Source organism: Roseibium sp., from assembly GCF_025698965.1.
Taxonomy (GTDB): domain Bacteria; phylum Pseudomonadota; class Alphaproteobacteria; order Rhizobiales; family Stappiaceae; genus Roseibium.
The window spans coordinates 1-15,515 of the sequence record NZ_JAILWL010000098.1; the positions used below are offsets into that span (position 1 = coordinate 1).

At 56.0% G+C, this 15,515-nt stretch carries 16 protein-coding genes and 1 pseudogene; 7 read left to right on the forward strand and 10 right to left on the reverse strand.

The annotated features are described in order from the left end of the window. The 3 genes and pseudogenes from K5905_RS10270 to K5905_RS10280 all read left to right on the forward strand — a co-directional run. Positions 1-378 (forward strand): annotated as a pseudogene (locus tag K5905_RS10270) (uroporphyrin-III methyltransferase); the annotation flags it as partial. Beyond that, the gene (locus tag K5905_RS10275) at positions 368-1,693 is read left to right on the forward strand and encodes a cobyrinate a,c-diamide synthase (protein WP_297583248.1); all 1,326 of its coding nucleotides are present in this window, start codon (positions 368-370) and stop codon (positions 1,691-1,693) included. The pseudogene K5905_RS10270 and the gene K5905_RS10275, both read left to right, overlap by 11 nt. A 22-nt stretch (positions 1,694-1,715) precedes the next feature. Further along, a complete protein-coding gene (locus tag K5905_RS10280) occupies positions 1,716-2,315 on the forward strand; it encodes a hypothetical protein (RefSeq protein ID WP_297583250.1) in 600 nt (199 codons plus the stop codon). Between the two features lie 3 nt (positions 2,316-2,318). Here K5905_RS10280 and K5905_RS10285 read toward each other — a convergent pair whose 3' ends face one another. From K5905_RS10285 to K5905_RS10325, 9 genes are all read right to left on the reverse strand, one after another. Next, complete coding sequence (locus K5905_RS10285; RefSeq protein ID WP_297583252.1) at positions 2,319-2,948, reverse strand: methyltransferase domain-containing protein; 630 nt, start codon at positions 2,946-2,948, stop codon at positions 2,319-2,321. 73 nt (positions 2,949-3,021) lie between these two features. Continuing rightward, positions 3,022-3,798 (reverse strand): precorrin-4 C(11)-methyltransferase, encoded by a 777-nt coding sequence (gene cobM, locus K5905_RS10290; protein WP_297583255.1) that lies wholly within the window; start codon positions 3,796-3,798, stop codon positions 3,022-3,024. Continuing rightward, entirely contained in the window at positions 3,795-5,663 is a 1,869-nt protein-coding gene (gene cobJ, locus K5905_RS10295) for a precorrin-3B C(17)-methyltransferase (RefSeq protein WP_297583258.1), read from the reverse strand. The genes cobM and cobJ overlap by 4 nt, the downstream gene beginning before the upstream one ends. Beyond that, on the reverse strand, positions 5,633-6,358 hold the full coding sequence (cobI, locus tag K5905_RS10300; RefSeq protein ID WP_297583260.1) for a precorrin-2 C(20)-methyltransferase: 726 nt from the start codon (positions 6,356-6,358) through the stop codon (positions 5,633-5,635). The genes cobJ and cobI overlap by 31 nt, the downstream gene beginning before the upstream one ends. Continuing rightward, the gene (cbiE, locus tag K5905_RS10305; RefSeq protein ID WP_297583262.1) at positions 6,355-7,554 is read right to left on the reverse strand and encodes a precorrin-6y C5,15-methyltransferase (decarboxylating) subunit CbiE; all 1,200 of its coding nucleotides are present in this window, start codon (positions 7,552-7,554) and stop codon (positions 6,355-6,357) included. The genes cobI and cbiE overlap by 4 nt, the downstream gene beginning before the upstream one ends. Then, the gene (locus K5905_RS10310; RefSeq protein WP_297583264.1) at positions 7,551-7,799 is read right to left on the reverse strand and encodes a hypothetical protein; all 249 of its coding nucleotides are present in this window, start codon (positions 7,797-7,799) and stop codon (positions 7,551-7,553) included. Before K5905_RS10310 ends, cbiE begins: the two co-directional genes overlap by 4 nt. A gap of 1 nt (position 7,800) precedes the next feature. Further along, positions 7,801-8,457 (reverse strand): precorrin-8X methylmutase, encoded by a 657-nt coding sequence (locus tag K5905_RS10315; RefSeq protein WP_297583267.1) that lies wholly within the window; start codon positions 8,455-8,457, stop codon positions 7,801-7,803. A gap of 7 nt (positions 8,458-8,464) precedes the next feature. Further along, positions 8,465-9,559, reverse strand: a complete 1,095-nt coding sequence (locus K5905_RS10320) for a sirohydrochlorin chelatase (protein ID WP_297583270.1) — start codon at positions 9,557-9,559, stop codon at positions 8,465-8,467. Then, on the reverse strand, positions 9,556-9,798 hold the full coding sequence (locus K5905_RS10325) for a DUF6732 family protein (RefSeq protein WP_297583273.1): 243 nt from the start codon (positions 9,796-9,798) through the stop codon (positions 9,556-9,558). The genes K5905_RS10320 and K5905_RS10325 overlap by 4 nt, the downstream gene beginning before the upstream one ends. A 491-nt stretch (positions 9,799-10,289) precedes the next feature. On the opposite strand from K5905_RS10325, the gene K5905_RS10330 reads away from it, so the two are divergent. From K5905_RS10330 to K5905_RS10340, 3 genes are all read left to right on the forward strand, one after another. Next, complete coding sequence (locus K5905_RS10330; protein ID WP_297583275.1) at positions 10,290-10,706, forward strand: DUF2946 family protein; 417 nt, start codon at positions 10,290-10,292, stop codon at positions 10,704-10,706. A gap of 30 nt (positions 10,707-10,736) precedes the next feature. After that, on the forward strand, positions 10,737-12,143 hold the full coding sequence (locus K5905_RS10335) for a PepSY domain-containing protein (protein ID WP_297583276.1): 1,407 nt from the start codon (positions 10,737-10,739) through the stop codon (positions 12,141-12,143). A gap of 146 nt (positions 12,144-12,289) precedes the next feature. Further along, complete coding sequence (locus K5905_RS10340) at positions 12,290-12,604, forward strand: DUF1905 domain-containing protein (RefSeq protein ID WP_297583278.1); 315 nt, start codon at positions 12,290-12,292, stop codon at positions 12,602-12,604. Here the strand turns inward: K5905_RS10340 and K5905_RS10345 are convergent. Continuing rightward, positions 12,601-13,893, reverse strand: a complete 1,293-nt coding sequence (locus tag K5905_RS10345; protein WP_297583282.1) for an Hsp70 family protein — start codon at positions 13,891-13,893, stop codon at positions 12,601-12,603. The genes K5905_RS10340 and K5905_RS10345 overlap by 4 nt on opposite strands. A gap of 609 nt (positions 13,894-14,502) precedes the next feature. Between K5905_RS10345 and K5905_RS10350 the strand changes: the two genes are divergently transcribed. Next, a partial coding sequence (locus K5905_RS10350; RefSeq protein WP_297583280.1) for a nucleotide sugar dehydrogenase occupies positions 14,503-15,515 on the forward strand: 1,013 nt, incomplete at its 3' end.

The window sequence follows — 15,515 nt, forward strand, 5'->3', positions numbered from 1 at the left end:
GACCAGACCGGACTGACCCCGGATGCGATCAACTGGGACGGGATTGCCAAGGGGTCTCCTGTAATCGTCATGTATATGGCGATGAAGCACTTGGAAACGATTGCCGGCAAACTCATAGCTGGTGGACGGTCTGTGGACGAGCCTGTGGGTATCGTGTGCAACGCTTCCTTAGCCGGGCAACAGGTCCTGGAGACGACGCTCGGCAAGTGCTTTGACGATGCGCAAGCTGCCGGTATCGAGCCTCCGGCAATTGTCTGTGTCGGCGAAGTGGTTCGTCTGCGCAACGGACTTGACTGGCTCGGCGCCATGTCAGGCAAGATCCTGGTCTCCGATCCTCTGGACCTGAAGTCCGATTTGCGTTCGGCCGATGCCGGCTAGTCGGATCGCTCAAACCGCCGCACGAGGTGCGTTGATCGCGGCCCCCTCATCGGGTGCCGGCAAGACAACGACGACACTTTCACTTCTGCGGGCCCTGAAAAATTCGGGGCGGTCTGTTGCCTCCGCAAAATCCGGACCGGATTATATCGATCCGAAGTTTCATGAAGCTGCAACCGGGCATCCTTGTATCAATTTGGATGCCTGGGCGATGGATCGGCAAACCTTGCGCTCCCTGGTCACCAATCAGGCCTCTGGCCATGATTACTTTCTTGTTGAAGGCGCTATGGGCCTGTTCGACGGTGCGGCCAATGGCAAGGGGGCAGCTGCGGAACTCGCTGCCACCCTGAACCTTCCGGTTGTTCTCGTAGTCGACTGTGCCAGGCAGGCGCAGTCCATTGCAGCACTTGTGCATGGATTTCAATCCTACAGAGCGGACGTGAGCATCACCGGGGTCATATTCAACCGCGTCGGCAGTTCTCGCCACGAAAGCATGTTGAGGCGCGCATTGGAACCAATGCAGGTCAAAGTGCTTGGAGCTCTGCCGCGTTTGAAAGAACTGACGCTGCCTGAGCGACACCTTGGGTTGGTTCAGGCCGGTGAACACCAAGATCTGGAAGAATTTCTGGAACAGGCAGCGGCGATTTGTGCAGACCATATCGATTTGCAGCTACTGGAGAAAACAACCTCCGATGTCTCTGCGATAGACAGCGCCGACCGGAGTTTGCCGGTCCCGCTTGGCCAGAAGATTGCAATTGCGCGCGATGTCGCTTTTGCATTTTCCTATCCGCATCTTCTGGACTTCTGGCAGACGCAGGGTGCAGAGCTCAGTTTTTTTTCCCCGCTCGCAAATGAAGGTCCGGTCAAAGAGAGTGATGCCGTTTTTCTTCCCGGTGGCTATCCGGAGCTTTACGCAGGAAAACTGGCTTCGGCGGAGCATTTTGGAACCGGTCTTCGAAACGCGGCTCGGGCAGGCAAGTTGATCTATGGCGAATGCGGCGGTTACATGACGCTCGGAACCGGCCTGATAGATGCTTCGGGAGAACGCCACGAAATGCTGGGGCTGCTTCCCTTGGAGACCTCATTCGAGACAAGGAAACGGCATCTGGGATACCGAAAGCTTCAGCCGTTGGGCGGTTTGCCATGGACCGGAAAGATTGCCGCGCACGAGTTTCACTACGCCTCGATTGTCTCGGAAGGAGATGCTACCCGGTTGTTCAAAGCCGAAGATGCAGAAGGAAACGTGTTGCCAGATATGGGCTTGCAGCAAGGGACCGTGATGGGGTCTTTTGCCCATGTGATATCCTGTGCGGAATAACCATTTTCTGAACAGGCCTTTTATGAAAATTGTTGTTGCCGGTATTTTGATTTTTCTGACAGCGTTTGCTGCTCGCTCGGCAATAATCGCACCTCAAATTACCTTCGGGCCAAAGACAGAATTTCGAAACAGCGAACAGTGGACGCTGCGCATTTCTAAATCGAAATTGCATAAGAGCGTGATTGTTTTGAGTGTTTCAGGCAACACGGCGGAAGGGACGAGTGAAATCGCTTCGCTGGTCTACTATTGTTTGGACAAGGATTTTCTCGGGGTTTCATTCTTCGTCTTGCCAGGCGGCGATCGATTCAAGCTTCTTGCTGATCAGGATGCCAGGTACAAATTGCGCGACGACATGGAAAGAGAAATGCCGGTCGTGCCGATAGATGGGTTGGCAAAGGAATATGAGGCCTATCTGGAACACCTGGAACCCTCGGTTCGAAGCGACAATCTGGTCATGATCAAGTATCCGGCCCACGCAAACGCATTGCTGTTTAACTCTCGAAATGGCGGGCGCCTCCGAGTTTCGATGAAAGACAAATACGACGCGGAGTTCCAGCTGCAGTTTGACGTGGACGGCTTGACGGAATTGCATGACACGGTGCGCAAGAAATGCGGTTGGTGATCCTCAAACAGCTTCCATCACAACCAGCTGACAAAAGACTTCGTCCTTGGTGTGATAGGGACTTGGAAGGATTTCCCGAATTCGGGTTGTGCCGTCCTTTTCCAGTTGTTCGATCTTCACCCTGAAGCCTTCGTGTTCCCATGCCGTGTCGCGCACGGTCAAAACGATAGGCGCACCTGATTTGGCAACGCGAACAAGTTCGTCAATCCCTTCTGGTCCGACATGGCCGTGGGTAAACACGCCTGCACTGACCACGCCGTCATAAAAGTCGTGTGCAATGTCATGCAGCGGGCCCATGAGATCGGCTTCGCTCAATTTTCGGTAGACGCCTTTCTGGCGGGATTGCGCCAGCATGGCCGGTGTCAGGTCAATGCCATCGATGATCAGGTCGGGGCGAAGTTTGTGAAGTTCGACGCCGACCAGCCCCGTGCCGCAACCGGCATCCAGGATCATGGCGTCGTCGGCGATACGCTCGATAAGCGCTTCGGCGGCAACTTGCGGTCCGACATAACCCAAGTCCCGATCGAGATCGGCTTCATAGGTTTCCGACCAGTTCTTGTAGAATTTCCGGATCGCGTCAGGTTCACCGCCAAGCGAAAGCGCCTGTTTTACGAGATCATTCTCGTCGTCCATGACTGCCTCCTGTCTCGTGCAGGTCGAGACAGGATACGCGGTGCGGTGGGACGAATGCAAACGCTGACGACGATCAGGCGGATATTGATTTCTTCTTCGGTCTTAGAACATGCACATGATCGGCATCGTAGAGCGCACTGTCGCGGAAGTTTTCGTCAGGTTTCAGGGCGTGGCCGACAAAGATCAATGCTGTCCGCGTAATCTTCGACGCACGGATCTTTTCCGCAAGCGTGGAAAGCGTTGCATGGATGAAGAACTCGTCCGGCCATCCGACACGATAGGCCACAATCACAGGACAATCCGGACCGTAATGCGGTGTGAGCTGTCGTTCGATTTCCCGCACATTGCGGACTGAAAGATGAATGGCCAGCGTCGCGCCGCTCTTGCCCAACGTATCGAGGTCTTCATTGTTCGGCATCGCCGAGGATTGCATCGCCGTGCGCGTCACGATGATTGTCTGGGCAACTTCCGGGATCGTCAATTCGGTTTTCAGAGCAGCCGCCGCCGCCGCGAAAGCCGGCACCCCAGGAGTGACGTCATAGTCGATCGCAAGCGCATCGAGACGGCGCATCTGTTCGGCGGTCGCACCGTAAATCGAGGGGTCGCCCGAGTGAACGCGAGCGACATCCAGACCTTTGTCGTGGGCTGCCTTGATTTCATCAATGATCTCGTCAAGCGTCATAGGCGCGGTGTCGATCACACGGGCATCGCTCGGAGCAGCGGCAACAATCTGTTCCGGGACGAGCGATCCGGCATAAAGACAGACCGGGCAGGATTGGATCAGCCGCAACCCGCGAACGGTGATGAGATCAGGATCCCCAGGACCTGCGCCAATGAAATGTACGGTCATGATGTTTCTTCTTCCAGCTCAGGTGTTGCCGGTTCAGCGCTCTCTGCTTTCGGCGCATCGATCCGTTTGGCATAGCCGCGCGGTGTGTAGACGAAGATATTGCCGTCACCCTTCATGATGGCTCGTGAATTCGAGGAACCGACAAGAACTGTGGTCAGCATGTCGACTTCGTCGACCGTGAGGGCTTCGAGTGTTGTTACGCGCAAGGTCTCTTCGGGACGTCCGAGATTGACGCCAAGAACGACAGGAGTGGTTCCGGGACGGTGCTGCAGCAGAATTTCCCGGGCAGCTGCCAACTGGGTGCGGCGGCGTTTGGAGACCGGATTATAGAACGCGATCACAAAATCACCTTCCGCTGCGGCGTTCAGGCGCTTTTCGATCGCCTCCCACGGGGTGAGAAGATCAGATAGGGAAATTGCACAAAAATCGTGTCCGATGGGTGCGCCGATCCGGGCTGAACAAGCCTGAAGCGCGGTTATGCCTGGTGCATTGGTGACACTGACACGTTTTGCAGCATCCGAAACCCCGCCGAACTCCTCGTTGCGATGCAGAAGTTCGTAGACGAGTGCACCCATCGCGTAAATTCCGGCATCACCTGATGAAATCAGTGCGACGTTCTTGCCCTTGCCCGCCTCTTCCAGTGCGAACCGGACCCGGTCTTCTTCAGCACCGAGCGGGAAATTATGGTGGGTCTTGCCGGTAATGTGTTTCTCGACAATGTCCAGGTAGAGCGAATAGCCGACCACATCGCTGGCTTCCGACAATAGTTTCGTGGCTTCCGGAGTGCGCCAGTCGTCCTTGCCCGGTCCGATCCCGATAACGGAGAGATGCCCCCGGGCGCGGCCAACCGCTTCCGGATCGATCGGTTGAGGCGAACGTGCGATGGCGCAGGTCGCGTTTTCTGTCTTTTGTTTCTCAATTGTCAGAGAGCTGAAGGCGCCGGACGCGGCCAGGGCTGCCCCTTCTGATACACCGTGGCAGCCGACTTCCGCAAAAACGACATTGGAAGGATTTTTCAGGCGCGGTGTTTCCCGTTGCAATTCGACTGCCGAAAAAAGGCGCAAGGGAACATTCAGGTGTTCCGCGAGCAAATTCATCGCCCTTTCGTCGGCCTTCAGATCGATCGTTGCGACACAGGCAACGGCCCCCCTGGCAATACCGGCTTCGGCAAGTTGAACTTCCACAAGATCAATCAGCTCCTGCGGATCACAGTGGCGGGCACATCCAACACCAACAGCATATTTCTGCGGGTGATAGACCAATTGGGTCGGGCCACCTTCAACCGGCTTTTCGGTTGCAACAAGAGCAATGGCGGCCGTATCGGAATGATCGAGCTTGGCTTCCGAAATCCAGTCTGCCGATCCTTCAACGCGCACGGCTGCTCCGGACAGAAGCTCCGCCATCACCGGCTTGGCGTCCTCTGGATTGGCCAGTCGCCAGCCCTTTGGCGGAACATCGAGAGCAATGCCGAGTTTGGTGTCGCCGGCCGTTGTAATCGCGGCATGGCCGCCAAGCGCCTTGGACAGAACCCACGCAAGTTCGTTGGCGCCTCTGTGGCCGCCAAGCAGCGGCACGATGCTGGCCCCGTCTTCGGAAACTGCAATCACCGGAGGTTCGTTGTGTTTGTCGTCAAGGATCGGCGCAAGTGCCCGGATCAGGATGCCGCTGGCACAAAATCCGATGATCGGGTGACCGGCCTTAAACAGCAGTCGGATATGTTCCAGCGTTTCGTTGAATTGGGTATCGGCCGACGGCACACGGCCTGCCAGGCCGTGAATGCGTGCGGTCGAAAAGCGCTTCGCGACCTCTTCGGCAACGTCGAGGCCTGCCTGGTTCAGGACGAGTAGGATGGGGGAAGCGTCCACGCTTCGTCTCCCTTGTAGATGAGGATCATGGAAAAATATGGAGCAGTCTCCACCTCAAGATCGATGAGGCGATGGACCTTCTGTTCGTTCAGGCTTGCGCGTTCGACATATCCTGCTTTTTCGAGCAATTTCATGTCGGACAGCAAAGCTTTGAGGCGGGTTAGGTGGCGGCCGACCTTCATGATGGCAACTGCCTGAGCCTCTTCTATTTTCTTTCGGATTTCACTATCGGGCAGCGGTCCGGGGATTACCGTCAGAACGTCGTTCCTGGAGGTCAGAGGCCTTTGAAGCTGGGCGGCGCACGCCGTGAGTGAGGTAACACCGGGCACGATTTCAATCTCGAACCGGTCCGAAAGTCGTTCAAACAGATACATGAAGGAGCCGTAGAAAAACGGGTCGCCTTCGCACAAGGTGACCACGTTCTGGCCGGTAGCGAGAACCTCCGCAATTTCCTCAGATGCCTGGTCGTAAATTTCCTGAGCGGGAAACCTGTCGACGCGCATGGGTACGATAATCGGAATTTCACGGGCATCGCTGGGGATCGACGCAGAAGCTATCGAACGGGCAAAGCTTTCACCGGAGTCCGGTGCCGGATAGGCAATGACCTTGGCGGACGAAATCAGTCTGTGCGCCTTCAGCGTCATCAGTTCCGGATCGCCGGGACCAAGACCTATACCGAAAAGGGTTCCGCTCATGATTTGGTGAAGCTCCATTGCGTCACCGGCATGAGCGGGCGCCAGCCGGTCAAGCCACCGACGGCGCTTGCACGATGTATGGATAATTTTTTCAAGGTCCCTCCAAAGGCCTGATAAGCCGCCAGAAGCACAGCTTCGCTTTCCAGTGTCACGGCATTTGCTACCAGTCTTCCACCAGGAGACAAAGCACTCATTGCGGCATCGACAATACCCGAAACCGTCAATCCACCACCGATGAAGATCGCGTCGGGGTCAGGCAGGTCTGCCAGGCCTTCGGGTGCGGTGGCATCTCTCAACTCCAAATGAGGAACACCAAGCGCAAGTGCGTTTTCCACCGCCATTTGGCGGCGTTCTGCATGAGGTTCCAGGCCGATGGCATGCGTCCGGTTTGCCGCACGCAGCCATTCAATGGCGACGGACCCGCATCCGGCACCGATATCCCATAGCAGGGCTCCTGGATGCGGTTTCAGTTCGGCCAGAGTGACGGCACGAATATCCTGCTTGGTCATCTTGCCGTCATGGCGAAATGCGTCGTCCGCGAGGCCCGGGGTTCTGGTGCGAATTCCCAATCCCGGATTGGCAACGACCTCCAGCGCGAGTGTGTGAAATGCAGCAACTTCACCGGACCAGTCTTCCGCGTGTCCTGTCTGACGCCGTTCCTTGTCTCCGCCAAGATGCTCCAGAACCGTGATCCGGCTTCGGCCGTAACCTTCGTCAGCCAGAAGATCGGCAACTTCTCTGGGGGTATCGGAACCACTTGTCAGAACAAGCAGGCGCGCGCCCGGATAAAGGGCTGAGCGAAGAAGATCCACCGGGCGTCCATGAACCGACAGACATTCGCTGTCCTGAACCGCCCAGCCCATGCGAGAGGCTGCAAGCTGAAAGGCCGAAAGGCAAGGCAGGATCGTCATTTCTTCGGCGTCAAAATGTTTCAGAAGCGATGAGCCTATGCCGAACCACATCGGATCGCCCGTGGCGAGGATAGCGACCCTTTTGTTTTTCAGGTCAGTAAGAGCATCGAAGACGGCTGCAAAGGGAGAAGGCCAGGTTCTTTTGTCAGCCTGAAGAGGTCCGGCGTGTTCCAGATGCCGGGCACCGCCATAGACGATGTCGGCGCAGGAAAGTGCCTCCGCTCCACCCGGGGCAAGTACTCCGTCTTCTCCGATCCCGACCAGGGAAAGCCACGGTGAGGTCATTCGTCCTCCAACGTGTATGGTTTGATTTTCGGTTTGACGGTGAGGTTCTGCGGTTTGCCGTCCGTTGACACAGAAATCTGCCGTGCACCACGAGACTTGTGGTGGCCTGCGTCACCATTCGGCAAGCTTTCCTTGCCGGGCCTGGAGGATAACTGCCCTCCGGGCTGAGACAGGAAACCACGGGATCGCATGGCATTGCTGCCGCCGACGGATTTCAAACCTTTTTTTCGCAGATCCTCCGTCATGTCACGTCTCCTCCGGCAACCCGGCTGCAAGCGCGTTGACGGCCGCCGCTGCCATGGCAGAACCGCCGCGCCGACCTGTTACCGCCAGAAACGGAATAGCAAACGGATTTGCGATCAGTGCATCCTTGGATTCTGCCGCGCCGACAAAACCGACCGGAAAACCGAGGATGAGAGCCGGTTTCGGTCCGCCGGCCGCAATCATTTCCAAAAGGTGGAAAAGCGCGGTAGGTGCGTTGCCGACGGCAACTACAGCCCCTTCCAACCTGTCGCGCCAGAGTTCAACTGCCGCCGCCGAACGGGTCGTGCCGAGCTTCCTCGCCCGGTCAGGCACGGAGGCATCATTCAACGTGCAGACGATGTGTGTCTCCTTCGCCAGGCGGGATGCGATGATGCCGTGGGCAACCATTTCCACATCACAGAACACCGGAGCTCCGTTTGCGAACGCGCGTCGGGCAGCATCCGTTACACCGTCCGACCAGGCCAGATCCCGTGGCAGGTCGGTCATGCCGCAGGCATGGATCAGACGGATGGCTGCAGGCCGCAGGTCTTCCGGAAGATGAGACAGCTCAGCTTCTTCCCGCACGATTGAAAAGGACTGGCGATAGATCGCTGAAGGGTCCTTTTCATACGTGTAAGCTGGAATGGTGTCGCTGGTCACGCTTGTCTCAGCCTTCCCGGTTGAGAGATTTCGGCCCGAGCGGGTGGTCGGCATGTGGGTAAGGGTGGTGATGGTGGTCGTGGCCATGATGATGGTCATGATGACCGTGATCATGCCCATGCCCATGCCCATGGTCATGGCCGTGGTGATGATGATGACCGGCAGCCTGGACTTGCTGTTCACACGCACTGGTGCAAACTTCGTCGCATAGTTGACATTCGGCTTCCGCCCCGAGACCCTCCACGTGATGGTGGTGGCTTTCCTGAGCAAGGCCGACTTCCGCTTCGAAGCCAAGCACCTGCTCGCGGTATTTGCACATCTGGCAGTTCATCAGGTTTGCCCCGTCCAGGATTTCCTGGACCCGGTCTGCCATCGTGTCGATCACCTGGGGATGATCATTGAGATAACCTGCTTTCAAAAACTCGATGTCGGGATGGCTGGCTGCCACTTCGTCCGTCGTACCGTAAATGCGCTGCACCAGAACCCCGGTGAAGAGGAAATAGGGAAACACGATAACGCGCTTGTAACCAAGCCTGGCGGCGTGTTCCAGACCAGGTCCGACAAGCGGGAATGTGACGCCGGAATAACATGTCTCCGCCCAACCGAAGCCAAAACCTTCCCAAAGAAGACGGGTGATCTTCGCAACATTGGAGTTTGCATCTGGATCCGAGGCACCGCGGCCGACGACCATCAACAAGGTCTCGTGCAGGGGCACTTCGGTGTCGGACGCATCAATCGCTTCCTGAATACGGGCTGCGGCTGCCTTGACCATGCGCGTGTCGACCGCCAGCTCGCGCCCATAGGAGATTTTCATCTCCGGATGCATGGCTTGGTAGGTATTGAGGACCGAGGGAATGTCATTCTTCGCATGGCCGGCGGCGAACAGCATGCCGGGCACGGCAAGCACCCGCGTGCAGCCCTGTTCCCGCAACTTGTTCAATCCGTCATGGATGACGGGATTTGCAAATTCCAGGTAGCCGTATTCCACCGGCCAATCGGGAAAACGCGCTTTCAACCCTTCGGCCAGCTGCGCAAATTGTTTGACGGCACCCTTGTTGCGGCTGCCATGGCCACAAACCATCAGTCCGAGTTTTTCACTCATTGGGCTGCTTCCCCGGAAGCTTCGTCTTCTTCGCCCTGAACGTCCTGGGTCTCGTCGGTTTCCTTCGTCTTGCGGCCTTTCAGCGCAACGAGTCCGGCAACAAGAGCTGCTCCGGCCAGGGCGGCAACACCCACCCAGTGGGAATGCCCGGCAAGCTCGCCCAGATGTCCGCCATGTGCAAAAGCGGAAGTCGGCAGGAGAGCGGCGCTGAGGCCAGCAAGGAGGGTCCGGTGAATCATGTTTCTTCCCCAAATGGCAGGTGCCGAAACGGCAGTTGGTGTCGTCAGCGCTTCAGGGGAATGAAAGCAAACATACGCAATAGCAGCCGGCGAAAGGCCGGGCTTATTGCGGATGTCTTGGACAGCTCCGGCATTGGTCCCCTGATTGGGTCAACCGCATCCAGAATCGCTTTCAGTCCCTAAAAGGACGCCGTCAGGTGGCGGCACCTTAGGGGAGCCAATTGGAGGGATCAAGCGCGAAAGCGACATCCTTTGGTACAATCGGACATGTCGATGAAAATTTGGTGGTCGGTCGGGGCAAGCATTACCATCTGCCTTGCCGTCCAGTTGTCGTGCCGCTTCGCACATCATGTAACAGGCATACCGAAGAGACCGGAAACCAGAGGTTTGTTTTTGATCGGGAATTGTCCTAAGGATCAGCCGTTCTGATTGGGGGCATTGGAAACGTGCGGCAATTCCGGAAAAATTATCGGGATTTGAAAACGGCGGTCTTGGCACTGCTGTTGGTGCCGTTTGCGCTCTCCGCCCTGTTGCCTCAAGGCTATATGCCGACAGTACAGGCAGAAGGTGGTTTCACGGTCACGCTGTGTACGACCGATGGCCTCAGAACGGTTACGCTCGATGCAAACGGTGTCGAAATCCCACCGGGGTCCGAAGAAGATCCCGACACCGGCGCAATGGAGCACTGCGTATTTGCAGGAGTTGGCTCCTATCTTGACAGCGACCGGGCCCTCGACCTCAAAGCACCCTTCACAACAACACATCTGGTCCAACCGCTTCACCCAGTCGTCTGGAGTCTCTCCGACGTTTCCGGCCAGAATGGAGCACGCGCTCCTCCTCATGGGGCTAGATCTTCCCTTTTCCATTTTGAACCAGAACTGAAACCGGAATTCGACCCGCCTTGTTGATCAAGCGGGCTGCGCCGGTGTGGAGATCCCATGAGTAACGTACCAATGGACGCTGGAAACGCGTCCACCCCGAACCGATTCTATCTGGCAGCCTGGCGTTGGCATTTTTACGCTGGAGTGTTCGTCATTCCCTTTCTGATGATCCTGGCCGTGACCGGGATGATGATGATGTATATCGGCTACATCGATGGCCGGGACGGCGAAAAAATCACGGTAGCCGTTCCCGGCAACGCCGAAGCGCTCAGCATATCGGAACAAGCCGGGCGCGCCCTGGCGAGCCAACCCGGCGGAACACTTGTCGAATGGCTGAAAGGCCGTGCCGAAGACAGCGCGTCCGTCTTCAGAATCAAAAATGACGGTGGACAGACCATGGTCGCGGTCGACCCCTATACGGGCGATGTGCTTGAAAGCTGGCAGCGCCGTCAGGGCTGGTACGACTTTGCCGACGGCATTCACAGCGACCTGATGCTCGGCACGCCGGGTGACCGCCTTCTGGAAATCGCCGCCGGTCTCGCCATTGTCCTGATCGTCACCGGTCTTTACCTCTGGTGGCCGCGTGACAGGTCTTTTCTGAGTGCCTTGGTACCGGACTTGAGTGAAAAAGGAAGAGTGCTCTGGAAGACCTTGCATGCAAATGTCGGTGTCTATCTTTCGGTCTTCCTGTTGCTTTTTCTGATTTCAGGCATGTCCTGGACGGGGATCTGGGGCAGCAAACTCGTTCAGGCGTGGAGCACGTTTCCAGCCGAGAAGTGGGATAATGTTCCCTTGTCGGACAAGACTCACGCCTCATTGAACCACGGCACGGTCGGAGAGATGCCCTGGGCGCTTGAACAAACCCCGCTGCCGGCTTCAGGATCGAACGCCGGAGTTGTCGGTATTGCACCGGGTATTCCGGTTACAATCGATAGTGTAGCCAATCTGGCAAATGCCATTGGCTTCAGCGCCCGGTATCGCATTGCCTATCCAGGAAGCGAAACCGCAGTCTGGACCATCAACCAGGACACGATGAGTGCGGATGCGGAAGATCCATTTTCCGACAGGACGGTCCATGTCGATCAATATACGGGCCGTGTTCTGGCGAATGTCGCCTTTGCCGACTATTCGCTGGCCGGAAAGGCGATGGCGGTCGGTATTCCACTTCACATGGGGCTGGTCGGCCTCTGGAACCTGATCCTGAATACGCTGGTCTGCCTGTCGGTGATATTTTTATGCGTCAGTGGCGTCGCAATGTGGTGGCTACGTCGTCCAAAGGGTGCAGCTCTACGCGTCTTTGCTCCGAAATCGCCCGATGATTTGCCCCATTGGCGCGGAGCAATGATCCTGATGCTGTTCCTGTCGCTGGCCTTTCCGCTGGTCGGCATAACACTGTTGACCGTTCTGGCGCTGGATTACCTCTTGGTGAAACGGGTTCCGATGCTCAGACGCGCAATCGGTTGAACAGGAATGCCGGGCACTGACATCAGTGCCCGGTTCTTTTAACGACGATCGGAGCGGCCTGCCGCTTGACGGTGCCGCGCTTTTTGAGAACAGTTCCGTCAAATCCGAACAGGCAAATCCTACCTGCAAAACGAAGAAACCCAATCGTGCTTGATCAAATGGAATTTTCCGGCGACCTGTGGCTGTCGCCTGGGCCAGGAGGCTGGACCTTCATAACATTGCCAAAGGAGTGTGCCGACCAGATCCGTTTTCTGACAGGCAGCCGGAAAGGTAAAGCCTGGGGCATGATCAAAGTAAAGGCGCGGATCGGGTCATCGGCCTGGCAGACCACAATCTGGCCGGACAAGGCGTCCGGATCGTTTCTACTGCCGGTCAAGACCGCAGTGCGCAAAGCGGAAAAGATATCCAGCGGTGACCGGGCTGACGTGGTGCTGACGGTTATGGCAGGATCTGAAATTTAAGCTGCTATCGCCCAGTCATCGGCATCTTCGCGCGCACCGATCAGGGCCAGACCGTTGGCGACCGAGGTCAACTCGTCGCCGCCGGAAATCCGCTCCTGGCCGAATCGGTTGGCAAACTGGCGCCGGACAGCCGGCACGAAAGATGTACCACCGGTCATGAACACCCGGTCGATGTCGTTTTCATCAAGGCCTGCCTTTTCCAAAGTCGCATCGAGGGCCTTGTCCATTTTTTTCAGATCCGGCGCGATCCAGTTCTCGAAGTTTTTTCGCGCGACACTTGCCTTGAAGTCGGGTCCGAGCGAGGCGAAAGAAAACTCGGCTTCGTCTTCAAAGGACAGCAAGGCCTTGGTTTCCGAAACGGATTTGTAAAGCGGGTAGCCCTGATCTTCATCGACGAGATCGATGAACAGCTCGATTTTTTCCGGTTCCAGGCACCAGCGCACCAGCTTTTTCATTTCCTTGAAATCGTCGGATGTCTTGAAGATCGACAGCATGTGCCAGCGGGCGAAGTTGGAAAAGAGATTTGGCGGGATTTCAAGGGTCTTGCCCATGCTTTGATAGGACGATCCCTTGCCGAGCTTCGGCAGGACCACGTTGTCGATAATGCGATAATCGAATGTATCTCCTGCAACACCGATACCGCCGCGCCCGAGTGGCGTCGCCTTCAGATGTCCCGCTTCGGTTTCGAACCGCATAATGGAATAGTCGGTCGTGCCGCCGCCCAGATCAGCCACCAGAATTGTGGTGTCTCTGTCGAGGGACTGCGCATAGGAAAACGCGGCCCCGACCGGCTCCATGACAAACAGAATGTCCTCAAAACCCACCTTGCGGAACGCCTTCCTGTAACGTGCCATGGTCAGCTCCTGATCCGGATTGTAACCGGCAAATTCAACCGGGCGGCCGACGACGAGGCGCGTAGCGGACGGATCAAAGGTCGTTCCCGCCCGCTCGAACGCGCATTTGAGGAAAGTTGCCATCAGATCCTCAAATTCGAAACGGACGCCGAAGACACCTGTGCCCTTGAACACAGCACTCGCAGCAAAGGTTTTCAGCGACTGGATAAACCGCACATCCCCATAGCTTTCCAGAAACTGCCTGATCGCCCACGGCCCCGCCTCAGCGTTCAGCGCCCGCGCCGCCCCGCGATCAAGAAAGCTCAGGACCGTAGGGAGGGAGGTAAAATTCTCGTCCCCATCCTTAAACGAAACAGCCTGCGTTGGCCTGTCACCTCCGGCCTGGACTGCCACGGTATTGGATGTGCCAAAGTCAAGTCCGATTGTGGTGGGCATGCACATGGCAAAAGTCCTTTTCGAAACGAGTATAAGCGCCGGCAGTCATTCTTGAGGGGCAGCGAAGAGTAGTGTTTGGCGAGACCCAAGCCGAGACAAGAAGATCGGAAACGTCTGCCTATCAGCCGACTTGGAGCCCGTCTTTGCTTACGAATTTGGTTAGATATGTGCGCGAAATACGCGCTGATACACTTGTACGGCCGTTCTTTCAACATTGACTTGAACAATGTTCGTGGTTTTCGTGATTGAGAACTGGCTGGTGTGCGATGCAAAGTTACATTGCAGAGCAGAGGAAAGAAAATGAGACGTCTTCGGTCTGAAGTTTATCGGTGATGACAAGATCAATCGGTTCGGAGCAATACTCCGTTGAATTACAACCGGGATTGTTGTGCATCTGAAACATACGATCCAGGTTAATTTTTAGACGCTAACTTAAAACATTGAATATCTGCTTGATAGAGGTGTGGCAGTCAATTGGAACAACCTAATTTTTGAGTTTGGCAGGTGGACATTTTTCGTATGTTTGATTACAACGCAGGCCCCAGAATGAATTAAATAGGTCCTTTCGTTGTTCGTCATTAATTTGCATGACGCAGTGCGATAGCGGTGTTGGCCGGCGAAAGCTGTGTTCTAAGCAAGACAAAATGGTTTCATATGCAGACTGTAGTTTTAATCGGTATGGGATATGTTGGATTAACCATGTCGGTGTATCTTGCCAAAAACGGAATTTGCGTTTTTGGCGTGGATGTATCTGAAACAATCCGGCAGTCGGTTAACGAAGGAAAGAGCCCGTTTTTCGAAGCCGGGTTTGAAGAAGCGCTTGCTGACGCTGTCTTCAGCGGAAAGCTTTCAGCACACAGCGGTCTGGATGAAATACCCCCAGCGGATGTGTATATCCTCACGCTCGGCACCGCTCTTTCGCAAGGCGCGCCTTATCGTGAGAATTTCGAGAAAGTTCTGGCCTCAATCACCGGGCATGCAAAGTCGGATGCATTGCTGATACTGCGTTCGACTGTCCATGTTGGGTTCACGCGTGATTTCGTCGACTTTAAGGTCAATCAATCTCGCCCCGGTAATCCGATAAGCGTTGCGTTTTGCCCCGAAAGAACGCTCGAGGGTGTTGCTCTCAGAGAGCTTGAAAAGCTGCCGCAGATTATTGGTGCAATTGACGGTGTGGCTCAGAATAAGGCGAAGAGATTCTTCGAACAGGTCGGTGTTGCCACGATTTGCGTTGACACGCCGGAAGCCGCAGAAGTCGCAAAGCTGCTTTGCAATTCCGTACGCGATTTGGAATTTGCGATAGCAAACGAAGCAGCCCTGATTTGCGATCGTGTCGGGGTATCTTTCTCGCAGGTTGTTGAAGCTTGTAGTCGCGAGTATCCAAGGTTCAAGATAATGCGTCCAGGACCGGTCGGCGGGCCTTGCCTGGAAAAGGATCCACTGATTCTTGCCGAAAGCATCTACGCGGATGAAGAGCCGTCGCTGTTCCGTCTAGGTCGACAGAAAAATCGCGAATATGTTTATTCGAGCGTCTCTCGCTTCGTTAATAATCGAAGTTTGGGCAAAAGCGGTGTCACAGTCGGAGTTGCCGGCCTCGCCTTCAAAGGCTTCCCGGCGACTTC